Origin of the sequence: Sphingomonas flavalba (assembly GCF_004796535.1) — a bacterium.
Classification (GTDB): Bacteria; Pseudomonadota; Alphaproteobacteria; order Sphingomonadales; family Sphingomonadaceae; genus Sphingomonas_L; species Sphingomonas_L flavalba.
Genome location: NZ_SPHY01000001.1, coordinates 26,409 through 49,866, shown reverse-complemented (window position 1 = coordinate 49,866; position 23,458 = coordinate 26,409). Strand labels below are relative to the sequence as shown.

23 protein-coding genes are annotated in these 23,458 nt (G+C 69.3%); 11 read left to right on the top strand and 12 right to left on the bottom strand.

Going from position 1 to position 23,458, the window contains the following annotated elements:
• Window positions 1-62 precede the first annotated feature (62 nt).
• Complete coding sequence (locus E4A53_RS00245) at window positions 63-824, bottom strand: hypothetical protein (RefSeq protein WP_239018057.1); 762 nt, start codon at window positions 822-824, stop codon at window positions 63-65.
• 320 nt (window positions 825-1,144) lie between these two features.
• Between E4A53_RS00245 and E4A53_RS00240 the strand changes: the two genes are divergently transcribed.
• From E4A53_RS00240 to E4A53_RS00225, 4 genes are all read left to right on the top strand, one after another.
• Window positions 1,145-1,795, top strand: coding sequence for an energy transducer TonB (locus E4A53_RS00240; RefSeq protein ID WP_136161110.1), 651 nt, complete (start codon window positions 1,145-1,147; stop codon window positions 1,793-1,795).
• 75 nt (window positions 1,796-1,870) lie between these two features.
• On the top strand, window positions 1,871-2,674 hold the full coding sequence (locus tag E4A53_RS00235) for a MotA/TolQ/ExbB proton channel family protein (protein ID WP_136161109.1): 804 nt from the start codon (window positions 1,871-1,873) through the stop codon (window positions 2,672-2,674).
• A 102-nt stretch (window positions 2,675-2,776) separates the two neighbouring features.
• Window positions 2,777-3,256 carry an ExbD/TolR family protein gene (locus E4A53_RS00230; RefSeq protein WP_136161108.1) on the top strand — a complete coding sequence of 160 codons (480 nt, stop codon included), beginning with the start codon at window positions 2,777-2,779 and terminating at the stop codon, window positions 3,254-3,256.
• Window positions 3,257-3,282: 26 nt separating this feature from the next.
• Window positions 3,283-3,714, top strand: a complete 432-nt coding sequence (locus E4A53_RS00225) for an ExbD/TolR family protein (protein WP_136161107.1) — start codon at window positions 3,283-3,285, stop codon at window positions 3,712-3,714.
• A gap of 572 nt (window positions 3,715-4,286) precedes the next feature.
• Here E4A53_RS00225 and lexA read toward each other — a convergent pair.
• From lexA to E4A53_RS00195, 6 genes are all read right to left on the bottom strand, one after another.
• Entirely contained in the window at window positions 4,287-4,940 is a 654-nt protein-coding gene (gene lexA, locus E4A53_RS00220) for a transcriptional repressor LexA (RefSeq protein ID WP_136161106.1), read from the bottom strand.
• 87 nt (window positions 4,941-5,027) lie between these two features.
• Window positions 5,028-5,810 carry an indole-3-glycerol phosphate synthase TrpC gene (gene trpC, locus E4A53_RS00215; protein ID WP_136161105.1) on the bottom strand — a complete coding sequence of 261 codons (783 nt, stop codon included), beginning with the start codon at window positions 5,808-5,810 and terminating at the stop codon, window positions 5,028-5,030.
• Window positions 5,807-6,808, bottom strand: a complete 1,002-nt coding sequence (trpD, locus tag E4A53_RS00210; protein ID WP_136161104.1) for an anthranilate phosphoribosyltransferase — start codon at window positions 6,806-6,808, stop codon at window positions 5,807-5,809. The genes trpC and trpD overlap by 4 nt, the downstream gene beginning before the upstream one ends.
• Window positions 6,805-7,389 carry an anthranilate synthase component II gene (locus E4A53_RS00205; RefSeq protein ID WP_136161103.1) on the bottom strand — a complete coding sequence of 195 codons (585 nt, stop codon included), beginning with the start codon at window positions 7,387-7,389 and terminating at the stop codon, window positions 6,805-6,807. The genes trpD and E4A53_RS00205 overlap by 4 nt, the downstream gene beginning before the upstream one ends.
• Window positions 7,390-7,447: 58 nt before the next feature.
• Complete coding sequence (trpE, locus tag E4A53_RS00200; RefSeq protein ID WP_136161102.1) at window positions 7,448-8,947, bottom strand: anthranilate synthase component I; 1,500 nt, start codon at window positions 8,945-8,947, stop codon at window positions 7,448-7,450.
• Window positions 8,944-10,887, bottom strand: coding sequence for a peptidylprolyl isomerase (locus tag E4A53_RS00195; protein ID WP_136161101.1), 1,944 nt, complete (start codon window positions 10,885-10,887; stop codon window positions 8,944-8,946). Before E4A53_RS00195 ends, trpE begins: the two co-directional genes overlap by 4 nt.
• A 153-nt stretch (window positions 10,888-11,040) precedes the next feature.
• Between E4A53_RS00195 and tpiA the strand changes: the two genes are divergently transcribed.
• From tpiA to E4A53_RS00175, 4 genes are all read left to right on the top strand, one after another.
• Window positions 11,041-11,793, top strand: coding sequence for a triose-phosphate isomerase (gene tpiA / locus E4A53_RS00190; RefSeq protein ID WP_420822591.1), 753 nt, complete (start codon window positions 11,041-11,043; stop codon window positions 11,791-11,793).
• A gap of 75 nt (window positions 11,794-11,868) precedes the next feature.
• The gene (secG, locus tag E4A53_RS00185) at window positions 11,869-12,342 is read left to right on the top strand and encodes a preprotein translocase subunit SecG (RefSeq protein WP_136161100.1); all 474 of its coding nucleotides are present in this window, start codon (window positions 11,869-11,871) and stop codon (window positions 12,340-12,342) included.
• A 91-nt stretch (window positions 12,343-12,433) separates the two neighbouring features.
• Window positions 12,434-14,065, top strand: coding sequence for a CTP synthase (locus tag E4A53_RS00180; RefSeq protein ID WP_136161099.1), 1,632 nt, complete (start codon window positions 12,434-12,436; stop codon window positions 14,063-14,065).
• Window positions 14,066-14,353: 288 nt separating this feature from the next.
• Window positions 14,354-15,571: a TCR/Tet family MFS transporter gene (locus E4A53_RS00175; protein WP_136161098.1), complete on the top strand. Its 1,218-nt coding sequence runs from the start codon at window positions 14,354-14,356 to the stop codon at window positions 15,569-15,571.
• On the opposite strand, the gene hslU is transcribed toward E4A53_RS00175, so the two are convergent.
• The 3 genes from hslU to E4A53_RS00160 all read right to left on the bottom strand — a co-directional run bounded on the left by hslU (window position 15,561) and on the right by E4A53_RS00160 (window position 17,873).
• Window positions 15,561-16,862 carry an ATP-dependent protease ATPase subunit HslU gene (gene hslU / locus E4A53_RS00170; protein ID WP_136161097.1) on the bottom strand — a complete coding sequence of 434 codons (1,302 nt, stop codon included), beginning with the start codon at window positions 16,860-16,862 and terminating at the stop codon, window positions 15,561-15,563. The genes E4A53_RS00175 and hslU overlap by 11 nt on opposite strands.
• A 61-nt stretch (window positions 16,863-16,923) precedes the next feature.
• A complete protein-coding gene (gene hslV / locus E4A53_RS00165; protein ID WP_136161096.1) occupies window positions 16,924-17,475 on the bottom strand; it encodes an ATP-dependent protease subunit HslV in 552 nt (183 codons plus the stop codon).
• 59 nt (window positions 17,476-17,534) lie between these two features.
• Window positions 17,535-17,873 carry a DMT family protein gene (locus tag E4A53_RS00160; RefSeq protein WP_136161095.1) on the bottom strand — a complete coding sequence of 113 codons (339 nt, stop codon included), beginning with the start codon at window positions 17,871-17,873 and terminating at the stop codon, window positions 17,535-17,537.
• A 96-nt stretch (window positions 17,874-17,969) separates the two neighbouring features.
• Here E4A53_RS00160 and E4A53_RS00155 point away from each other — a divergent pair, with 96 nt between their 5' ends.
• Window positions 17,970-19,145, top strand: coding sequence for a Yip1 family protein (locus E4A53_RS00155; RefSeq protein ID WP_136161094.1), 1,176 nt, complete (start codon window positions 17,970-17,972; stop codon window positions 19,143-19,145).
• Window positions 19,146-19,268: 123 nt separating this feature from the next.
• The gene (locus E4A53_RS00150) at window positions 19,269-20,276 is read left to right on the top strand and encodes a hypothetical protein (protein WP_136161093.1); all 1,008 of its coding nucleotides are present in this window, start codon (window positions 19,269-19,271) and stop codon (window positions 20,274-20,276) included.
• Window positions 20,277-20,395: 119 nt separating this feature from the next.
• Here E4A53_RS00150 and E4A53_RS00145 read toward each other — a convergent pair whose 3' ends face one another.
• Window positions 20,396-21,025 (bottom strand): hypothetical protein, encoded by a 630-nt coding sequence (locus E4A53_RS00145; protein WP_136161092.1) that lies wholly within the window; start codon window positions 21,023-21,025, stop codon window positions 20,396-20,398.
• A 33-nt stretch (window positions 21,026-21,058) separates the two neighbouring features.
• On the opposite strand from E4A53_RS00145, the gene E4A53_RS00140 reads away from it, so the two are divergent.
• Window positions 21,059-22,336 (top strand): helix-turn-helix transcriptional regulator, encoded by a 1,278-nt coding sequence (locus E4A53_RS00140; RefSeq protein WP_136161091.1) that lies wholly within the window; start codon window positions 21,059-21,061, stop codon window positions 22,334-22,336.
• Between the two features lie 54 nt (window positions 22,337-22,390).
• Here E4A53_RS00140 and E4A53_RS00135 read toward each other — a convergent pair whose 3' ends face one another.
• Entirely contained in the window at window positions 22,391-23,398 is a 1,008-nt protein-coding gene (locus E4A53_RS00135; protein WP_136161090.1) for a tetratricopeptide repeat protein, read from the bottom strand.
• Window positions 23,399-23,458 lie beyond the last annotated feature (60 nt).

Here is a 23,458-nt window from a genome sequence, read left to right as displayed (position 1 = left end):
CGGTCCCATCACCAATGACCGCGCTCCGGGACGGCCCGCCATCTTCTGAATGGCGAGCCGCCCTAATCCCGCTGCCGGCTGCGCTCGCACGGGCCGAGCTGGCGGATCACCACCTGATAATCCGCGCGAATCATCTCCGCCTGCGCCGGGTCGGCGCCGGCAAGCGCCTCGTAGGGCAGCGTTCGGGGCAGGCCGCAGGCCAGCCGGTACCACAGCAGGCTGGCCGGCGGCGGCGGTGCGGCCGCCTCGTCGACGATCTCGCTCAGCGCGACCGACCAGCCGGGCGCCGCGCCGGGGCGGCGCAGCACGCTCAGCGAAACCGGGCGGCGATCGGCGGTGCGCAGGAAAATCTGGGTTTCGCTTTCCCCCGGCAGGTTGCCCGGCACGTGGAACGCGCTGCCGACGCCGGTGATCGGCGGCGGCGCGTCGGCGGCGGTCGCTTCCTTCAGGATCGCGCGCAGCGTCGCCTCGGCTTCCGCCGCCCACGGCAGTTGCGCGTCGGGGGCGACAAGGCGCAGGTCGCCACCTTGCGCGGCGGCGGCGAGGAGAATGACCTGCGCCTTTTTCAGCTTGGGCGGGCGGCCCCGCGAATCGAGCGGCAGGTCGACGAGATAGTTCACGGTTGAAGGGATCCCGTTGGCCCCGCGAATCAACGTCGCGACGGTGACGGTAACGTAGAGCCGGACCTTGCCGGGGGGGACGCCGGCCGCCTGTTCGCCCTTCAGCCGGACCGTTTTCGCCACCGTTCCGGACAACACGACAGGGGCGGCAAGGGCCAGGTCGGCGAGGTCCGCATAGGTATAGGGTGGGGCCTCCGCGCCCATGTTAACCGATTGTTTATCAGTCATTTGGGCGGCATGCATGCCGGTAGCTGCCAACAGTAGCGCCAGGGTCGTCAATATGCGCATCGGTCCTCCACCGTCTCCGTCCGCTCCGGGCGGTGCGGTGCAGCATTACTGCCATATCCATCACCGATACTCAAAGTCGGGACAAAGCGTTTGCGTTCCGACGTTGTTGCGCGATAGACAACCCGCCTCCGCCGGATGAGATCATAATGCAGGGCGGACCGGGGTTGTTGCCAATTTCGTCGCGGCCGCGCTGATGTGGCGGCCGTGGCAGGGGTAAGAGGGAGTGTCGTTTCTGAATGGCCTACGCTGACCAGAAAATGGGTGGCGGAAAGATCGGGGCGATTGTCGTCGTCCTGCTTCTTCACGCTGTCCTCGGCTATGCGTTCGTCACGGGTCTCGCGTTCAACGTGATCAAGAAGGTCCAGGAGGACCTGAAGACCTTTGACGTCGCGGACGAGCCGCCGCCACCTGAGGAGCCGCCGCCACCGCCGCCGCCGGATCAACCGCTTCCGCCGCCACCGGTGGTTGCGCCTCCGCCGATCGTGCAGGCGCCAACCGTGACCGCTGCGCCGGTCATATTCACCCAGCCGGTCGCGCGGCCCGAGCCGCCGAAACCGCCGCCCCCGCCGCCTCCGCCACCCCCTCCGGCGATCAGCAAGGCTGCGGCTGCGTCCGGTAATCCGGCGAACTGGATCACCGATGCTGACTATCCGCCCGGCGCCCAGCGTCGTGAGGAGCAGGGCACCAGTGCCATTGCCTGGGAGATCAACGAGCAGGGCCGCGTGGAAAATTGCCACGTGACGGATTCGAGCGGTTCCAAGGAACTCGATGACGCCGCTTGCAGGTTGATCACGCGTCGCGGCCGTTACAAGGCGGCGCTTGACCAGGCGGGGAATCCCATTCGTTCGACGTCATCGCGACGCGTGCGGTGGGTGCTGCCGAAATAACAACCGGCCAACCTGGCCCGGCGGGCCAGGTTGGCTTGATGCTCAACAGACATAAGCACTTGTGAGGAAAACAATATGTTGATCCAGCTCATGGCCGCCGCCGGCGCGGCCGAACCGGCCGGGGAGAATCCGTACGGCCTGGTCCCGGCGCTTCAGCAGGGCGGCATCATCGCCCAGTCGACGTTCGCCATCCTGATGATCATGTCGGTGTTCTCGTTCTACGTTCTGTTCACCAAGCTCTACGAACAGCACCGGATCATGAGCCAGACGCGGCGCGTCCGCGCCAGCTTCTGGAACCTGACCAACCTGAAGGACGGTGCCGCGAAGCTGGAGAAGGACTCCGCCTATCGCCAGATCGTCGACGACGCGATCGCCGCGCAGGAGCAGCACGCCAAGCTGACCGACAGCTCGATCGAGGCGCACGACTGGACGGATGCCGCGCTCGGCCGCAGCCGCGCGCTGATCTCGTCCAGCCTCGAGGGCGGCGGGCTTCCGTTCCTCGCCACCGTGGGTGCGACGGCGCCGTTCATCGGTCTGTTCGGTACCGTGGTCGGCATCTACCGCGCGCTGATCAAGATCGGTCTCGCCGGTCAGGCGTCGATCGACGCGGTTGCCGGTCCGGTCGGTGAAGCGCTGATCATGACCGCGCTCGGCCTGGTCGTCGCCGTGCCGGCGGTGCTTGCCTACAACTGGCTGCAGCGTCGCAACAAGGTGATCGCCGAGGATCTGGACGGCTTCGTCAACGACGTTCAGAGCTACCTGAGCTCGAGCGGCAACGTTCGGCCGGTCGCCGCCGGCAAGGCCGCGCCGGCTCGCCCCGCCGCGGCGCCCGCCCGTCCGGGCACGCCGGGTGGTGGTTCGACGCCGCCGAAGGCCTAAGTGCGCAGGAAGGGGGGCGGGTAGCCTCGGGCGCCGGCCCCCCTTCTCCTCCGCCTCGCTATAGGGCGGACATAATGAATGTGACGGATAGGATCCTAGATTATGTCTCACACTGTCGGCGGAGATACGGATGTTCCGATGTCGGACATCAACGTCGTCCCGCTCACGGACGTCATGCTGGTGTTGCTGATCGTTTTCCTGATCGCAATTCCGGTCGTGATCCAGACCGTGCCGGTCAAGCTGCCCGACGTTCGGTTCGATCCGACCACCACCAAGCCGGAGAATGTCTCGCTGTCGGTCAAGGCAAGCGATACCGGTGCTTGTGAGGTCTACTGGAATCAGACGCGAGTGAACTCGACGGAACTGCTCAATCGCGCGGTCGACAAGCTGAAGTTGGAGATCGAGAAGCAGGGCGGCGTCAACGCCCCCGGCCTCGAACTGCCCGAAGTCCACATTCGCGGTGACGTGAACACGCCCTACCGGTGCATCGGCGGCACGATCTTCACGATGCAGCGGGCTGGCTTCGCGCGGGTCGGCTTCATTTCCGAACCGCCGCCCGGCGGCGTCGTCACGCGTCTCTGAGACCGACTGCCAAGGAGTAACACAACATGGCAATGAGCGGTGGCCGCGACGACGGCGCCCCGATGATGGAAATTAACACGACGCCGTTGATCGACGTCCTGCTCGTTCTGCTCATCATGTTCATCATCACCATCCCGATCCAGACCCACGCGGTGAAGATCGATCTTCCGGCCAATTCGGACCAGAAGAACCCGCCTCCGGTCGAGCCGGACAAGAACCAGCTCAGCATCGACCCCCGTGGCGTCGTGCTGTGGAATGGTTCGCCGATCGATCTGGTGACGCTGCGCCAGTATCTGGACCGGACCAAGGTCATGACGCCGGAGCCGGAACTGCACATCCAGCCGGATCCGCAGGCCCGCTACGAGGTCGTCGACCGGGTTCTGGCCGTGGTCAAGCGCTCGGGCGTGACCAAGATGGGCTTTGTCGGCAACGAACAATATGCGGTGTTCGGCAAGTAACGTCTGCGTCCGCTAGCCGGACGATCGGATAACCATCGGCAAGGGCGGTCCCGCAAGGGGCCGCCCTTCTGCTGTGCAGCCGGCCGCCATCCCGCCTCCACACCGATGACCGCCGGCGGTTCGCGCAGACCTGTCAGCCCGCCGCCGGCAGGCCGGGCAAACGCCCCGTCCGCCTGCCGCCCGCATCCAATCCGACCCGTCCGGCGTAACGCCGGCAAACCTCAGCCGACAAGATCGCAGCCGGCATTGCGGGCTCCCGAAGGGGCGCAAAGCAGGATCGTCATTGCGAGCCCCGAAAGGGCGCGGCAATCCACACAGGCGGAACTCACCTGCCGGACTCTCCAAAAAGCGCCGCGTGCAGGAGGGGCCGGCAGCCGAACCACGCGCCGGAAACAGCCGCCCCGTCAAACCCGCCAGCGGCGGTGAGAGCACGCCGCGTGCCCCACCCGCGCGCCATGGCGCCGACCCCATCGGCCTGTCGCCCGCACCCGGTGCCCGTCCGCCTTCACCCGTGGCGCAACACGAACCGCGTCGCGTCCGCCCGCCTTGCAGAGCCGCGCCCGGCTCTGTGCTCAGTAGCGGCGCAGCAGGCCGGCCAGTTGGCCCTGAACGCGGATCTGGTCGGGATGGTAGCGTTGCGGGTCATAAGCGCGGTTGGCCGGGTCGAGCCGCACCATCGCGCCTTCGTGGCGGTAATATTTCAGCGTCGCCTCGTTGTCGTCGATCAGCGCGACGACGATCTGGCCGTCCCGGGCGGTGTCGGCGCGGCGGATCAGCGCATAGTCGCCGTCGAGGATACCGGCCTCGACCATCGAATCGCCCGACACTTCCAGCGCGTAATGCTCGCCATTGCCGAGCAGCGCCGCCGGCACCGACAACATGCTCTGCCCTTCCAGCGCCTCGATCGGCAGGCCGGCGGCGATGCGGCCGTGCAGCGGGATCTCCAGCACGTCGTTGGCGGCGATCGGCGGCGGGGTCGGGGCGGATCGCGCGGCGCCGGCGTTCTTCGGCCGCTCCGGCGCGCGCAGCACCTCCAGCGCGCGGGCGCGGTTGGGCAGACGGCGGATATAGCCGCGCTCGACCAGCGCGTTGACCAGCCGGTGGACCCCGGACTTGGACTTCAGGTCCAGCGCCTCCTTCATCTCCTCGAACGACGGCGACACGCCGCTTTCGGCCAGCCGGTCGTGGATGAAGCAGATCAGTTCATGTTGCTTGCGCGTCAGCATCGTATGTCTCCGCTGGAACGAACGGAGAACGTGTAGGAAACATCCGCGCCCGCGTCAAGCGCCGGCGGTTGGCGCCGTCCCGAGCGCCTATCGCCCGAGCAGCCGCCGCGTCGCCGCCTCGACGTCGTTCTCGCGCATCAGCGCTTCGCCGACCAGGAAGCAGCGCACGCCGTGGGCAGCCATCGCGTCCAGGTCGGCGGCGCTGCCCAGCCCGCTTTCGGCAACGAAGGTGCAGCCGGCCGGCGCCCGGCCGACCAGCTCGTAGGTCCGTTCGAAATCGACCGAGAAGTCGCGCAGGTTGCGGTTGTTGACCCCGATCAGACGCGATCGCAGGCGCAGCGCCCGCTCCAGCTCCGCTGCGTCGTGGACCTCGACCAGCGCGTCCATGCCCTGGTCGATCGCCGCTGCCTCGATCTCGGCCATCTGCCCGTCGTCGAGGGCGGCAACGATGATCAGGATCGCGTCGGCGCCCATCGCCCGCGCTTCCGCCACCTGCCACGGGTCGACCATGAAGTCCTTGCGCAGCACCGGCAGCGTGCAGGCGGCGCGCGCCGCGACCAGATAGTCGGCATGGCCCTGGAAATAGGGCGTGTCGGTCAGCACGGACAGGCAGGCCGCGCCGCCGGCCTGATAGGCGCGGGCGTGGGCCGGCGGGTCGAAATCGGCGCGGATCAGCCCCTTGGACGGGCTGGCCTTCTTGATCTCGGCGATCAGCGCGTGACCCGGCATCGCGTCGAGCGCGGCGCGGAAGCCGCGCGGCGGCGTCTGCCCGGCGATCGCGGCTTCGATGTCGGCCTGCGGCCGCGCCGCCTTGCGCCGGGCCACCTCCGCTCGCGTCGTCGCGCAGATCGTCTCCAGCATGTCGGTCATCGGCAGGTCGCGATCCAGCAGTCGAGCAGCGCCTTGGCCAGTCCCCGGTCGATCGCCTCGGCCGCTTCCTCGGCGCCCTCGGCCAGCGTCGCCGCGTGGCCGGCAACGATCAGCGCGGCGGCGGCGTTCAGCAGCACCGCGTCGCGATACGGGCTTTCCGCACCGATCAGCAGCGCGCCGAGCGCGGCGGCGTTGAACGCCGGATCGCCGCCGCGGATCGCGTCCAGCCCGTGGCGGGGCAGCCCGGCGTCCTCCGGCGTGACGGTCACCGTGGCGCTGCCGCAGGTGCCGAGCTGCACCATCCGGCTCGGCCCGGCGATCGACAGCTCGTCCAGGCTTTCCTCGCCGGACACGACCAGCGCCGCGTCGGCGCCAAGCTGATCGAGCGCGCCGGCCACCGTCGGCAGGTAATCGACCCGCGCGACGCCGATAAGCTGGCGGGTCACCCGCGCCGGGTTCGCCAGCGGGCCGAGCAGGTTGAAGATCGTCCGCCGCCCGATCGTCCGCCGAATATGCGCCAGCCGGCCAAGTGCCGGGTGGTGGGTCTGCGCGAACAGGAAGGCGATGCCGATGTCGCCCAGCGTCTCCTCCGCCCGTTCCGATGCGCGGGCCAGGTTCAGGCCCATCGCCTCCAGCGTGTCGGCGGCGCCAGCCTTGGATGAAGCGGCGCGGTTGCCGTGCTTGGCGACCGGCACGCCGCACGCCGCGACGACGATGGCGACGGCGGTGGAGATGTTCAGGCTGTGGGCGCCGTCGCCGCCGGTCCCGCACACGTCGATCGCCCCTTCGGGCGCCGCGACCGGGATCATCCGCGCCCGCATCGCCCGCGCGGCGGCGGCGATCTCGGTGCTCGTCTCGTCCCGTACCGTCATGCCGACAAGGAAGGCGGCGACGGCGTCGTCGGCGCAGCGCCCGTCGAGGATCGCGTCGAACGCCGCGCGCGCGGTCTCGGCGTCCAGCGGCGTCGCCGGATCGGGCAGCCCTGTCGTGACGGTCATGCCGCGACCGCCGCGCTCGCCCCGGCGATCCGCAGGAAATTGGCGATCAGCGCATGGCCATGCTCGGTGGCGATGCTCTCCGGGTGGAACTGCACGCCGTGGATCGGCAGGCTCTCGTGCCGCGCCGCCATCACGCTGCCGTCCGGCGCGGTCGCATTGGCGATCAGCGGCGGCGCCAGCGCGTCGACGATCAGCGAATGATAGCGCGTCGCGGTGAACGGAGAGGGGATGCCGGCGAACACGCCGCTGCCGTCATGCGCGACCGGAGAGGTCTTGCCGTGCATCAGCCCGCCGCGCACCACCCGCCCGCCGAAATGCTGGCCGATCGCCTGATGGCCAAGGCAGACGCCGAGCAGCGGCCGCCCGGCCTCCGCGCAGGCAGCGACGAGCTCCAGCGAAATGCCGGCATCGTCCGGCGTCCCCGGCCCCGGAGAGATCAGGAACCCCGCCGCCCCGGACGCCATCGCCTCGCCCACGCTCAGCGCATCGTTGCGCACCACCCGCGTCTCCGCGCCCAGTTCCATCAGGTAATGGACCAGGTTCCAGGTGAAGCTGTCATAATTGTCGACGACCAGGATCATGCCGCCGCCCTTAGCCGCGCGACAGGCCGCTTGGCAAACGCTGGCGCCCGGTAAACGCCTACTGCCCGAATCCCGCTTCTCCGGCGATGCGGGCGGCTTCGCGGGCGGCGGCGAACAGGGCGCCGGCCTTGGCTTCGCATTCGCGCTGTTCGGCGGCGGGGTCGCTGTCGGCGACGATGCCGGCGCCGGACTGGACGTGCATCACCCCGTCCTTGACCACGGCGGTGCGCAGCACGATGCACGAATCCATCGATCCGTCGGGGGAGAAATAGCCGACGCCGCCGGCGTAGGCGCCGCGCGTTTCCGGCTCCAGTTCGGCGATGATCTCGCAGGCGCGGACCTTGGGCGCGCCGCTGACCGTGCCGGCGGGGAAGCCGGCGAACAGCGCGTCGAGCGCGTCCTTGCCGGGCGCGATCCGCCCGACGACGTTCGACACGATGTGCATGACGTGGCTGTAATACTCGACCGCGTAGCTGTCGGTCACCGTCACGCTGCCCGCCGCCGCGACCCGGCCGACGTCGTTGCGGCCCAGGTCGAGCAGCATCAGGTGCTCGGCCCGCTCCTTCGGGTCGGCGAGCAGGCTGGCGCGGTTGGCGGCGTCCTCGGCGGTCGTGCGCCCGCGCGGTCGGGTGCCGGCCAGCGGGCGGATCGTCACCTCGCCGTCGCGGGCGCGGACCAGGATTTCCGGCGAACTGCCGATCAGCGCGAAGCCGGGCAGGTCGAGGTAATAGAGGAAGGGCGACGGATTGACCCGGCGCAGCGCGCGGTACAGCGCGAACGGCGGCAGGGCGAACGGCGTGGTGAAACGCTGGGCCAGCACCACCTGGAAAATGTCGCCGGCGGCGATATGCGCCTGCGCGCCGGCGACCATTTCCGCATAGCGCCCGGCGGGCAGCACCGGCGTCGCGGCGATCTCCGGCAGGGCGGCGGGGGCGGCCTCGGCGGGCAGCGGCTGCGCTAGCCGTGCCATCGCCGCCTCGATCCGCTCGACGGCGGCGTCGACCCCGCCGGGCGCCCCCGGCCATACCGGCGCGACGAAGAACAACTCGTCGGTCAGCCGGTCGAAGATCAGGATCACCGTCGGCCGGGCAAAGAGCATGTCGGGCAGTGCCAGCGGGTTGGGTGCCGGGCGCGGCAGCTTTTCGACCAGCCCGATCGTCTCATAGCCGAAATAGCCGACCAGGCAGGCTAGCGCGCGGGGCAGTTCCGGCGGCACCTCCATCCGGCAGGCGGCGACTAGTGCGCGCAGCGCCGACAGCGCGTCGCCCTCGGCCGGTTCGAACGCCCGCTGGTCGGTCAGCCATTGGCGGTTGATCTCGGCGCGGTCGCCGATAGCGCGGAACAGCAGGTCGGGCGCCAGGCCGATCAGGCTGTGGCGGCCGCGCGTCTGCCCGCCCTCGACCGATTCGAGCAGATAATCGCCACGTCCCGGCTCGATCAGCTTCAGCGCGGCGGAGACGGGGGTTTCGGTGTCGGCGATCCGCCGCCGCCAGACCAGCGCCGGGCGACCGGCGGCCAGCGCCGCGCGCGCCGCTGCGTCGCCCGCGCCGAGCGTCACCGGTTGGTGCCGCCGACCAGCTCGCGCTTCAGCCGCTCGACCACCGCGGTGTTGTGGGTGGCGCCCACCGCCGCGCGCGCGGCAGCGGCGAACTGCAGCGCATATTCCTGGCCGAGCACCTGCGAGAACTGCGCCCGCGCCGCCGCCACCAGGTCGGGCCGGCCGGTCGCGTTGCCCGGCTTAACCCGGTCGAGATAGACGACGTACCAGCCCTTGCGGTCGGGGGCCTCCAGCGCCTTCGCCGTTTTCACCACCATGCTGAACAGCAGGGCCATTTCCGGGTTCGGCCGCTGGCCGGGGCGCATGATGTCCTGCCGCTGGCTGCCGATCGCGGTCGGCGCGGGCAGGGGCGCGCCGGCGCCGGCAAAGGCTTCGGCCAGCGTGCTGCCGCCCTTGACCTTGGCGATGGCGGCGTCGGCGATCTTGCGCGCCGCCTCCATGGCGCGATCGGCGACGAGATCGGCGGTGACGCGCGCGCGGATCTGGGCCAGCGGCGGCGGCGCGGCGGCGATCACCCGGTCGAGCACGACGAGGACGAACAGCTCGTTCGACACCGCCTGCTCGACGGTCGGGTCGTCGCCCTGCTCGGATGCGAAGGCGGCCTTGGCGGCGGCGGCGACCTCCGGCGGCACCGGCGCGTCGGGCGCGGCGGGGTCGACGCCGCTCGCCAGCAGCGGCGGCGTCGTCCTGGCGGTCAGCCCGTTGGCCTTGACCGCTTCGTCGAACGTCGCGCCGTCCGCCACCGAATCCTCGATCCGCGCGACGATGTCGGACAGCGCCTGATCGGCCTTCTGCGTCTTCAGCGCCTCGACGATTTCACCGCGCACCTGGTCGAGGCTGCGCGCCGGCGTCGCCTCGATCGCATCGACCCGCACGACATGCCAGCCGATCGCCGACTTGGCCGGCGGCACCACCGTGCCGGCGGGGGAAGAGAATACGGCGGCGGCGAGCGAGGCGTTGCTCTGCGGGGTGAAGCCTTCGCGCGTCTGCTTGTCGAGCACCGCGGCGGCGAAACCGGCGGCCTCGGCGGCGGCGGCGAGAGGGGTGCCGGCGCTGGCCTTGGCGGCGATCGCCTTGGCCGTCGCCTCGTCCGGCACGATGACCTGGCTCAGCCTGCGGGTCTCGCGGGCGGTGTAGCGGGCCTTCTCGTCCTGATAATATTTGGCGATCTCCGCCTCGGTCGGCGCCGCCGTGCCGGCAGCGGCGTCGCGGGCGATCGTCGCATAGCGCACCGCGCGGCGTTCCGGCACGGTGTAGCGCATCGCGTTGCGCTGGTAATAGGCGGCGATGTCGGCGTCGGTCGGCGCCGCGGTTTTGACCGCGCTGACCGGCACGAAGCCAAGGCTGCCGGCCCGCTCCTCGAGCAGCATCGACGCATAGGGGGTGACCAGGCCGAACGGCGCGCGGGCGGCGCCGGACGCCGGCGTCATCAGCAGGCTGGTCATCGCCTCGCGCGACAGTTCGGCGCGGAACTGCGCCTCGGTCATCCGCGTCTGGTTCAGGAACTGGTCGATCGCGGCGCGGTCGACCGATCCGTTGAACGCGCGGAACAGCGGGATGCTGGCGATCTGCCCGTCCTCCAGCTTGCGGCTGACCAGCATGCCCTGGCTGCGGGCGAATTCGCTGAGCGCGACGCTGTCGACCAGTTGCGCCAGTATGTCCTCCACCCCGCCGGCCGACACCAGTTGCTGCATGGTGATGTCCGGCCGGTCGCGCCGGGCCAGGTCGAGCTGGCGCTGGATGCGCTGGGCGAACTCGGTCGCGTCGATCTTCTGCTTGCCGACCTTGGCGAGGGTGGTGCGGCCGCCGCCGCTCCCGTCGCCGAGCTGGTAGCTGCTCATGTCGGCCATGGCGAAGCCGACGGCGATCGCGACGACGAAGATGCCGACGAAGAACAGGCCGATCTTGGAATTGGTCAGGCCCCGGAAGAATGCGAACATGCGGTATCCGTCGCTGCGATTGGATCAGGAAGTCGGACCATGCTTTAGGGGGCGCGCCGGGCGGCATCAAGCGCCGGGGACGAATATCGCCGCCGGGCACGTCGCCTCTTCATTTTTCCGGCCGGACGGGGGAAAGGGGCGGCTCGGCTGACCATGGGAGGAAGGATCGTGCTGAGGAAGCTCGTTGCTGGCAACTGGAAGATGAACGGCAGCAAGGCCGCGCTGGCGGAAGTCGATGCGATCGCGGCGGCGGCGCGGGCGCATCCCGGCGTCGACGTCGCGCTGTGCCCGCCCTTCACCCTGATCGCTGGCGCCGCCGGGCGCGGCGTGCCGGTCGGCGGGCAGGACGTCCACGCCGCCGCCTCGGGCGCGCACACTGGCTGCGTCTCGGCCGCGATGCTGGTCGAGGCGGGGGCGGAACTGGTCATCGTCGGCCATAGCGAACGCCGCGCCGACCAGCACGAGACCGATGCGGAGGTCCGCGCCAAGGCGGAAGCCGCCATCGCCGCCGGGCTGACCGCGATCGTCTGCGTCGGCGAAACGGAGGGGCAGCGCGATGCCGGCCGCGCCGTCGCCGTCGTCTCCGCCCAGCTTGCCGGGTCGCTACCGGCGGCGGCCGACCGGCTGGTCGTCGCCTATGAGCCGGTCTGGGCGATCGGCACTGGCCGCACCCCCTCGACCGGCGACGTCGCTGAAATCCATGCCGCGATCCGCGCGGCGCTGGTCGGCGCCTATGGCGCGGCCGGGCAGGGCGTGCGCATCCTCTACGGCGGGTCGGTCAAGGCGTCGAACGCGGCGGCGCTGCTCGGCGTCGCCGACGTCGACGGCGCGCTGGTCGGCGGCGCCAGCCTGACTGCGGCGGATTTCGTGCCGATCATCGCGGCCGCCGGCGAAAGCCGTGGTTGAACCACGGCCGCCAATTCGCTAAGGCGGCCGCCACATCCGGCGCCTTTCGCCGCTCCCCTATCCGCAAGAGCACGCATGTTCACCTTTCTCCTCGTCGTCCAGGCCATCATTGCCGCCGCGCTCGTCGGCATCATCCTGATGCAGAAATCGGAAGGCGGCGGCCTCGGTATGGGCGGGGGCGGCAGCCCGGCGGGGCTAATGTCGGCGCGCGGCGCGGCGGATTTCCTGACCCGCGCCACCACCGTCTTGGCGACGATCTTCATCCTGCTCAGCATCACCCTGGCCTTCGTCGCCGCCCATGCGCGCAAGACGACGGAAATCGACACCAGCCTCGCCGCCCAGGCGCCGGCCGCGCAGCAGCAGGGTGAGGCGCCGCCGCTGCCGGTCGACGATCCGCTCGCCGCCGCCGCCCAGCAGGCGACCGGCGGCAGTGCCCCGGCGCCTGCCGCGGCGCCGACGCCTGCGGCATCGCCGGCCGCTGCGGCGACTCCGGCGCCGAAGGCCGCCGCCACCCCGACGCCTGCGGCTTCGCCCACCTCCACCAACTGATCGGCCGCACCCGGCCGCAGCGAATTATTCGTCGCAAGACGGATAACGCCGCTTGTCGTCGGGTATGGTTCGCGGCTAGGCATCAACTCCCATGGCGCGGTTCATTTTTATCACCGGCGGCGTGGTCTCCTCGCTTGGCAAGGGTCTCATGGCGGCATCGCTCGCGGCGTTGCTGCAGGCGCGGGGCTATCGCGCCCGCATCCGCAAGTTCGATCCCTATCTGAACGTCGATCCGGGGACGATGAGCCCCTATCAGCACGGCGAGGTCTACGTGACCGACGACGGCGCGGAGACCGACCTCGATCTGGGCCATTACGAACGCTTCACCGGCGTGCCGGGCCGCCAGAGCGACAACGTCACCTCCGGCCGCATCTACCAGACGATCATCCAGCGCGAGCGGCGCGGCGACTATCTCGGCGCGACGGTGCAGGTCATCCCGCACGTCACCGACGCGATCAAGGCCTTCGCCCAGGCCGACACCGATGATGTCGATTTCGTGCTGTGCGAGATCGGCGGCACCGTCGGCGACATCGAATCGCTACCGTTCATCGAGGCGATCCGCCAGCTCCGCAACGACATCGGCCGGGAAAACAGCGTGTTCGTCCATGTCACGCTGGTGCCGTTCATCGCCGCCGCCGGCGAGCTGAAGACCAAGCCGACCCAGCACAGCGTGCGCGAACTGACCAGCCTCGGCATCCAGCCGGACGTGCTGGTCTGCCGCTGCGAACAGCCGCTGCCGGCCAGCGAGCGCGCCAAGATCGCGCTGTTCTGCAACGTCCGCAAGGAAGCGGTGATCCCGGCGCTCGACGCGCCGAGCATCTACGCCGTGCCGCAGGCCTATCATGCCGAGGGGCTGGACCGCGAAGTGCTGCGCGCGTTCGGCATCACCGCGAATGACAGCCCGGACCTGTCGCGCTGGACGGAAATCGTCAGCCGCCTGTCCAACCCGGAAGGGGAGGTGACGATCGGCGTCGTCGGCAAATATGTCGGCCTGCCGGATGCCTACAAGTCGCTGCACGAGGCGCTGGTCCACGGCGGCATCGCCCACCGGGTCAAGGTCAACATTCGCTGGCTCGACGCGGAACTGTTCGAGCATGAGGACGCGCTCGCCGCCCAGCTTGAGCCGATGCACGCCATCCTCGTCCCCGGCGGCTTCGGCGAGCGCGGGTCGGAAGGCAAGATCGCCAGCGTCCGCTTCGCCCGCGAACACAACGTGCCGTTCTTCGGCATCTGCCTCGGCATGCAGATGGCCTGCATCGAAGGCGCCCGCAACCTCGCCGGCATCGCCGACGCGTCGACGACGGAATTCGGCCCGACGTCGGAACCGGTGGTCGGGCTGATCACCGAATGGATGTCGGAAGAAGGCTTGCAGAAGCGCGAGGCCGGCGGCGACCTTGGCGGTACGATGCGGCTCGGCGCCTACCCGGCGACGCTCGCCGGCAACAGCGTCGTCCGCGCGATCTACGGCACCGACGAGATCAGCGAGCGCCACCGCCACCGCTACGAAGTCAACGTCCATTACCGCGAGGCGCTCGAAAAGGGCGGCCTCGTCTTCTCCGGCATGTCGCCCGACGGCACTCTGCCGGAAATCGTCGAGCGGCCCGATCATAGCTGGTTCGTCGGCGTCCAGTTCCACCCGGAACTGAAATCCAAGCCGTTCGACCCCCACCCGCTGTTCGCCAGCTTCGTCGGCGCCGCGGTCAAACAGTCCCGGCTGGTCTAGCCCCCCGCCGCTCCCCGCGCTCCCGCGAAAGCGGGAGCCCACGCGCGTAAGGCGTCGTCCGCTCCCTGTACTCCTGCGAGAGCAGGAGCCCACATCCCCTCCGCCGAACCCCCCTGGACTCCTGCCTGCGCAGGAGCACCGTCTCCCGTCATTGCGAGCCGCGCAGCGGCGCGGCAATCCACCCCCGCCTCCGCCAATCCCCGCCCACCGCGACGCCCGCTTCCCTTTACCCCGCGCAGCCCCTAAGCAGCCCGACCGCCAGACCTGCGCCGGAAAGGCCCGTTCCCCGTGTCGATCCATCTCTCACCCGCCCGGCTGCGCCCCGCCATCGCCTTCATCCTGGTGACGGCGCTGCTCGACGTGATGGCGATGGGGCTCATCATCCCCGTCCTGCCGGCGCTGGTCGAGGAATTCGCCGGATCGGCCGCCTCGGCCGGGATCTGGAACGGCGCGCTGATCGCGATCTGGGCGGGCATGCAGTTCCTGTGCTCGCCGGTCATCGGCGCGCTGTCCGATCATTTCGGCCGGCGGCCGGTGATTCTGATCTCGACGGTCGGGCTGGCGATCGACTGGGTGCTGATGGCGCTGGCGCCCGATCTGTGGTGGCTGGCGGTCGGCCGGCTGATCGGCGGCGTCACCTCGTCCAGCTTCACCGCCGTCTTCGCCTATATGGCCGACATCACGCCGCCGGAGGGCAGGGCCCGCGCCTACGGCCTGGTCGGCGCTGCCTTCGCCGCCGGCTTCGTCGCCGGCCCGGCGCTCGGCGGGGTGCTCGGCGAATGGGGGCCGCGGGTGCCGTTCTGGGTCGCCGCCGGCCTGTCCGCCTGCGCCTTCCTCTACGGCCTGTTCGTCCTGCCCGAATCGCTGCCGGTCGAACGGCGGATGGCTTTTTCGTGGGCGCGGGCCAACCCGCTCGGCGCGCTGCGCCTGCTGCGCTCGCACCACGACCTGACCGGCCTCGCCGCGATCAATTTCCTGCTCTATTTCGCCCACCACGTCTTTTCGGCGATCTACGTGCTCTACGCCGGCCATCGCTACGGCCTCGGCGCGTTCGAGGTCGGGCTGCTGCTCGCCGGCGCCGGCTTGCTCGACATGGGGGTGCAGGGCCTGCTCGTCGGCCCGGTCGCCCGCCGGCTGGGGGATCGGCGGACGATGATCGTCGGCCTGGCCGGCGGCGCCCTCGGCCTCCTGGCGATGGGCATCGCGCCGACCGGCTGGCTGTTCGCCGCCGCGCTCATACCCAATGCGCTCTGGGGGCTGGCGATGCCGACGCTGCAGTCCCTGATGACCGCGCGCGTCGCGGAAAACGAGCAGGGCCAGCTTCAGGGCGCGAACAACAGCATCGCCAGCATCGCCGGCATCGCCTCGCCGCTGTTCTTCGGCTGGGTCTACAGCCTGTCGATCGGCACGCTGCCGGGGCTTGGCTTCGCGATCGCGGCGGCGGTGCTGCTCGGCGGCGCGCTGCTCGGCCTGTTCGTCGCCCGCGCCCGCCCGGCTACAGGATGAAGCGGCTGAGGTCGGTGTTGCGCGCAATGCCGGACAACTGGCTCTCGACATAAGGGGCGTCGATGGTCAGCGTGCCGCCGGCCCGGTCCTCGGCGTGGAAGCTGACATCCTCGATCAGCTTCTCCATCACCGTCTGCAACCGGCGGGCGCCGATATTCTCGACCTGGCCGTTCACCTCGGCGGCGACGCGGGCGATCGCGCGGATGCCGTCGTCGGTGTAGGTGATGGTCACGCCCTCGGTCGCGATCAGCGCCTGGTACTGCTGCGGCAGGCTGGCCTTGGTGTCGCTCAGGATGCGGACGAAATCCTCCTCGCTCAGCGCCTTCAGCTCGACGCGGATCGGCAGGCGGCCCTGCAATTCGGGCAGCAGGTCGCTCGGCTTCGCCACATGGAACGCGCCGCTGGCGATGAACAATATATGGTCGGTCTTCATCGGCCCGTATTTGGTCGAAACCGTCGTGCCCTCGATCAGCGGCAGCAGGTCGCGCTGCACGCCCTCGCGGCTGACCGATCCGCCGCGCACGTCGGAAACCGCGATCTTGTCGATCTCGTCGAGGAAGACGATGCCGTTGGCCTCGGCGTCGGCCAGCGCGACGCGGCTGACCTCGTCCTGGTCCAGCCGCTTCTCGGCTTCCTCCTCGACCAGCTTGTCCCACGCCGCGCGCACGCTCAGCTTGCGCCGCTTGGTCTGCTGGCCGCCGAACGCCTTGCCCATCATGTCGCCAAGGTTGATCATGCCGACCTGGCCGCCGGCGCCGGGCAGCTCGAACGGCATCTGCGGCGCCGCCTGCAATTCGATCTCGATCTCGGTCTCGTCCAGGTGGCCGTCGCGGAAGCGCTGGCGGAACGCGCTGCGCGTCGCCTCGCTCGCGTCCTTGCCGGTCAGCGCGTCGAGCAGCCGGCCCATCGCCGCCTCCTCCGCCTTGTCCTTGACGGCGGAACGGCGGCGCTCCTTCTCCAGCCGCACCGCTTCCTCCACCAGGTCGCGGGCGATCTGCTCGACGTCGCGGCCGACATAGCCGACCTCGGTGAACTTGGTCGCCTCGACCTTGACGAACGGCGCGTCGACCAGCCTTGCCAGCCGCCGGCTGATCTCGGTCTTGCCGCAGCCGGTCGGCCCGATCATCAGGATGTTCTTCGGCGTTACCTCGTCGCGCAGCTCGGCGGACAGCCGCTGCCGCCGCCAGCGGTTACGCAGCGCGACGGCCACCGCGCGCTTCGCCTCGGTCTGGCCGATGATGTGCGCGTCCAGCGCCGCGACGATGGCTTTCGGGGTCAGGGAATCGTTCATGGTCTCTCTATTCGCAAGCCCCTCTCCTTCAGGGGAGGGGTTGGGGTGGGGTGCCGGGCGGTCAGACGGCGCTGTCCAGCGTTTCCACCGTCACGTTCTCGTTGGTGTAGACGCAGATGTCGGCGGCGACCTGCATCGCCTTGCGGCACAGCGTCTCGGCGTCCTGCTCGTAATCGGACAGCGCCCGCGCCGCCGCCAGCGCGAAATTGCCGCCGGAGCCGATCGCGGCGATCCCGCCCACCGGCTCCAGCACGTCGCCATTGCCGGTCAGGACCAGCGTCACATCCTTGTCCGCGACGATCATCAGCGCTTCCAGGTTGCGCAGATATTTGTCGGTCCGCCAGTCCTTGGCCAGCTCGACGGCGGCGCGCATCAGCTGGCCGCTGTGCCGCTCCAGCTTCGCCTCCAGCCGCTCGAACAGGGTGAAGGCGTCGGCGGTGGCGCCGGCAAAGCCGCCGATCACCGATCCGTCGCCCAGCCGCCTGACCTTCTTCGCGTTGGGCTTCATCACCGTCTGGCCCATCGACACCTGGCCGTCGCCGATGACGACCACCTTGCCGCCACGCCGCACCGACAGGATCGTCGTGCCGTGCCATGTCATCTCGTTGCTCATTCGGGTCCCGCTCGTCATCTCAGTGTTGCGCATATTGGGTCGCCGGCCGGCGAGTGCAATCACGCCGTCCGCCCGGCGAACATGAACGCCGCCGCGCCAAGGATGCAGACGAAGGCGCCGACATAGCGCCAGCCGAGCGGCTCCTTCAGCACGACGAGGGCGAACACCGCGAACACGATCAGCGCCACGCATTCCTGCATGATCTTCAACTGCCCGCCGCTCAGCCCCTGGGCATAGCCGATGCGGTTGGCCGGCACCGCCAGGCAATATTCGATCAGCGCGATCCCCCAGCTGACGAGGATGACGATCCACAGATTGGCGTGGCTGAACTTCAGGTGCCCGTACCAGGCGATCGTCATGAAGACGTTCGACGCGATCAGCAGCAGCAACGGTGTCATCGGCGCCTCACCGGCAGGAATGTCGCACCCGTCCTAGCCGGGCGGCAAAAAAGCCGCCATGCTGCCGGCACCATCCATCGCGCAAGGGGATCGATGATGAGCGCAGAGTTTCCGGGCGATCAGCCCGTCACCCACGCCGGCCGGGCCAAGCGCCTGCTGCTGGCGCCGGCGGAAGAATGGCGGGCGATCGATGCGGAGCCGATGACCGTCGGCGGCATCGTCAAGGGCTGGGTGCTGCCGCTGGCGGCGATCGGCCCGGTCGCCGGGCTGATTGGCGGGCTGGTGTTCGGCGTCTCGCTGCTCGGCATCACCTACCGGCCCAGCGTCGGCGCGGCGCTCGGCACCGCGATCGCCGGCTACATCGCCACGGTCGTCGGCACGATCGTCCTCGCCTATATCATCGATGCGCTGGCCCCCAGCTTCGACGGCACGAAGAACCGGGTGCAGGCGATGAAGGTCGCCGCCTATTCGGCCACCGCCGGCTGGCTTGCCGGCATCTTTCAGGTCGTGCCGGCGCTCGCCTGGCTCGGCCTGCTCGGCCTCTACAGCCTCTATTTGCTCTATGTCGGCCTGCCGCTGCTCATGCGCGCGCCCGCGGCCAAGGCGCTCGGCTACACCGTCGTCACCGTCATCGCCGCCGTCGTGCTGTTCGTCGTCGTCGGCATGGTCGCGACCAGCGTCGGGCGGATGCTGACTCCGGCGCCGCTGATCGGCGCCGGCGCCGGTGGCGGCAGCGTCAGCGGCACCCTTGCCATCCCCGGCGTCGGCACGGTCGACGTCGGCAAGATGGAGGCGGCCGCCCGCAAGATGGAGGCCGCCGCCGACACGCCCCGCACCGCCGTTGCCCCGGACGTGCTGCAGGGCCTGCTCCCCGCCGCGCTCGGCGACTGGAAACGGACGGAGATCGAAAGCTCCGGCGCCAATGCCGGCGGCCTCGGCGGCTCGCGGGCGGAGGCGCGCTACGAACGCGGCGACGATCATTTCCGGCTGGAAGTGACCGACATCGCCGCCGTCGGCGCGCTCGCTTCGCTCGGTACCGCGCTCAACGTCCAGTCGAACAAGCAGACCGCGACCGGCTACGAGAAAACCGGCATCGTCGACGGCCGGATGACCACCGAGGAATGGGACAACGAATCCCGCGAGGGCAAATACGGCGTCCTCGTCGCCGACCGCTTCATGGTCGAGGCGGAAGGCAACGCCCCCGGCATCGACACGCTGAAACAGGCCGTCGCCGCCATCGGCATCGCCCGGCTGGAGGGGCTGGCGAAATAAGGCGGGGGTGCCCCGGCGCCCGCCCGGCAACCCCCTCTTCACCATCCCTGGGGACGGTTTGTAGAGCAAGCGCGGCTACACCGCCGCGCGTGCCCGGCCGTGCGGCCATAAGGGAGGGGAGACATGCCGACACCACAACCACGCCGCACGGTCCGGGCCGCGCTGCGCGCCACCGCCGCCGCGACCGCGCTGGTGCTCCCCGCCGCGCCGGCGGCGGCACAGGACGGCACGCGTAGCAGTGACGGGTTGTGGAGCGCGGTGCAGGCCGGCGACTGCATCATCGTCCTCTATACCGAGAACCATCCGCTGTTCGGCCCGCGCCGCACCAACCGCAACGCGCGGTGGAACGGCGGCTGCGATGGCGACGGCCTGGCGCATGGCCCCGGCGTGTTCGCCGCCGAAACCCGGGTGTCGCCGTTCGAAGGCGCCGACTATGACGAACGCTTCGAATACCGGGTGACCTTCCAGCACGGGATGATCGACGGCCCCGGCGAAATCGCCGAATACAATACCCGCCGCACCCCGAGCCTGACCCTCGCCGCCGTCCCGCGCCGCGCCACCAACCCGTCCGTCGTCTTCCACCGCGCCGGCTGCGAATATTTCGTCCAGCCCAACGGCAAGATCGACGCGGCGCCGTTCTGGAAGAAATGCGACGCCGCATCCGGCGCCACCCTGCGCGAGCGGGTCCGTGCGGCGGCGGAAGCGGTCCGGCGCGGCGCGCAGCCCCCCTCGGCACCGTCGCCTGCCGCCAACCCCGCTTCCGGCGTCCAGCCCGGTGGCGCGGCGACCCCGGTCGCCTCCGACGGCGTCGTCGACCCCGCCCGCCGCCGCCTGCTCCACAATCCGGCCGCCTCGGCGATGGATTGCGCCACCTTGCGCCGCCAGCCGAACGGCCGGAACTATATCGTCAACGATTGCGGCGTGCCGATAGAGGCGTTCTGGTGCTCGGTGACCAGCGGCGAATGCGAACGCGGCTCCGGCAATAGCTGGACGATCGGCGTCAACAGCAACTGGCCGCTCAGCTCCGGCGAGTACCGCTGGGCCGCCTGCCGTGGCCGCGACAGCGGCAAGTTCGACAAGGACTCGCAAGGCACCCGCTACATCTGCCCGGACCTCAACCCGCCACGGTAGGCGCGCGCCCGACAGATGTGGATCGCGACAGCGCCTGCTTGCCGCTTCGGGCCGCGCCCGTCATCCTGCGATACCGTCGACGGCGCCGCAGGATGACGGGCATCGGCAACCGACAGGGCCTAGAACCGATACCCCAGCGTCAACTGCAAAATCGGATAGACCTTGTAGTCGTCGACATCGCTCTGCAGGCTCAGGCGCTCGGCTTCGAGATCGGCCGCCGACACGCCGCCCCCGCTGGCGGTGAAGTTGCGTAGCCGGACCTTGCCCTGAAAGAGCACCCCCGCTTCCACGCCGACCGTGAACCCGGAATGCAGCCCGCCGCCGTAACCAAGCGTCAGCGCCGGCGCGAAATTCTTCGTCTCCGCCTTGCCGCGCAGTGTTCCGACCTGGGCTGGCGTATAGGGCGTGCCGTTGAGTTCGATGTCGTCCGTGGGGGTCGCGCGCACGGTTCCGGCGTTGCCGTTGATGCGCGCGCCGGCCGAAATCCGGAAGCCTCCGCCGAACGGGTAGAGGTCGAGCATCATGCCGACGGATTTCAGCTTCACCTTGCCGCGATAGGTGACGTCGTCGGAATCGAAATCGTGGCTGATCGACAGGAAGGTCGCATTGCCACGGACGCCGACCGTGTCCGACAGCCGATACCCCAGCTCCGGCCCGATGCCCAGGGTGCCCCCGGTCAGGCCTGCGCTGACCTGCCCTTCCGCCATCGCCTGGGTTGGAACCCACAAGGCAGCCAGCGCGCCCGTCAACAATAAACCCTTCATGATCTGCTCCCTTTGACAATGGCCGGTACCGCCCTGGAATGGAGCGGCGCGTTTCAGGCGCGCGTAGCGGGCCCATCGGATGGTGCCCTTCCCCGCTTCGTCGAGACGCCCGCTCTCCGGCCGCCTGCTACCGTGCGGGAAAGGGCGCCCGCATCCTCAAAACTGTTGATTTCGGCGAAGGATTCGCCTCATTTTCAGTCCCCGCGTGGGACGGCAGGGGTGGCTATGGTCCGGTTGGGAGATTTGTACGCGGCCATCGATGACGATGCGGCCTATGCGCAATTGCCCGCAATGGTCGCGCAATTCGTCGGGGCGCGGTCGTGCAACGTCCAGCGCATAGACCGGGCCGGGCAGACGACCGTCCAGCAGTTCAGCTATTATGACCGTAACATAATGGAGGATTACGCCGCCCGATTCAGCGGGGAGCTGGATATGTGGACGCAGGCGGGGTTGACCAGCGGCATCCTCAATCGCGCCGTCCCGCTGGACGATCTCGTGCCGGAAACTCTCTTTCGGGCTTCCGCCATGTGGAATGATTTGTTCCGGTTCCACGGCGACGATACCGGGCACAGCCTGGGACTGGTCCACCGGTTCGACGGGGCGATCATGGCGACTAGCTTCCACCGGGCGTGGTCGGCGGGCGCCTTCTCACCGGCGGAGGCGGCGCGGCTCGATACGATCGGCACCGATCTGCACCGCATCTATCACGCGCGCGAATTGCTGCGCCGTCGGGCAGAGGATCGGCTCGCCTGGGCGAACATGCTCGATGCGCATCAGGCCACGGTTCTGATGGTCGACGCGGCGTTGCGCCTGGTCGAAGCGTCGCCGAACGGGCGCAGGCTTCTCGACACCGGTGACGGCATTGCGCTGAGACAGGGACATCTCGTTTTCTCGGATCGAGGCCCGGCGGCGGCGATCCGCAACGCCATAGCGGAGACCTTCCGCTGCCGCCCTGTCGAACAGGCGGCCTTCCTGTGCGCGCGGCCGTCCGGCGCCGCGCCCTGGCGCCTGCTGGTGCTTCCGGCCGGCGATGTCGCAAACCGCTGCCTGCTTCTCGTCGCGCCGTCCGAACCGGACGCCGCGCGTCGCGTCCGCTGGCTGCGCGGCTGCTTCGGCCTCACGGATGCGGAGATGGGGGTGGCCGAGGGCCTGCTCGCCGGCCGGACGGCGGAGGAGATCGGCGATCGGCGCCGGATCACCGCGGCCACCGTTCGCACCCATATCCGCCATATCCTCGAAAAAACCGACAGCCGCCGGATCACCGCGCTCATCTCGCTGCTGATGAGCCTGCCGTAAACCGGCGCGGCAGGCGTGGGGTTCATCCCGCGCGCGCCGACAGTGTCGGCTCCGTCACCGCCGTGTCCTCTCTTCCGCCTCGCTCAATCGTATGACCGCATCGTCGTCGGCTTCCATCTTCGCGCGCTCGCCCATTTGGTCATATGCGTCCGCGCGCCTCGCGAGCGGCCATGGGTCGGTGGGCTGAAGCTCATGCGCGCGGGTGAAATCGGCTATCGCCCGATCGAAATGCCCGCCTTCGAGAAGGAGCACGCCGCGGCGGGAATAGGCGCCGGCGTCGTCCGGCCTCAGTTGGATCGCCTCGCCGAACTGGGCGATCGCACCGGCCATGTCGTTGGCCCGCTCATCGATAAGTCCAAGGTTGAAGCGTAAATTCGGATCGTCCGGGCTGAGGTGAACGGCGCGGGCATAATCGGCCTTTGCCCGGCGATAGTCTCCGGCTCGGAAATAAGCCCATCCCCGGTTTGCAATCAGATCGGGCAAATCCCCATCGTCTTCGGAAGCCGCCTCGACCAGTTGGCTGCAGGCTGATATCGCATCCTGCGGGTGGAGGGCGCTTGTCGGATCGCGGCACTGCCTTTCCAGCGCCTGCGTTTTCGCCAGGCCGCCGAGGTCGATGGCCGCCCAGAGCGCGCCACAGCTCAATAGGGTGTTCCACGCCATGGACGCCCAGAAGCGCTTGGGCTGAGACCGGCGCTTGAAACTGAGCATGATGCCGCGCGTAAACGGTTCTATGCGCCCGGTCGAAAACCCTCGCGCGACCGTTCCCAGACCGAAGACGCCGAATGCCGTGAGCATTATCGGCCAGAAAAGCGGTCCCCGCGCGAATTGGGCGGCCGCCGGTGTGAAGATGAACACCGCAAGCGCCGCAAGCACCAGAAGGATGGCGGCGCTACGGACGAATAACCGGCGGGTCCGCCAACTCAGATCCTCGGGGGGTTGTGTTATATCCCGTCTGGCGGGGGCGCGGGCAAGATACTGATAAACGTATTGAGCGGGCGCGCTTGCAAAAAGTGCGATCAGCAATAGCAGCCAGCCTTGTGTCGGCACTTGGTCGAGCATCTGGTGATGCTGGCGCGTTTGCTACCTGTTCGCAATGAGTTATGTGCGGCAACGCGTAGG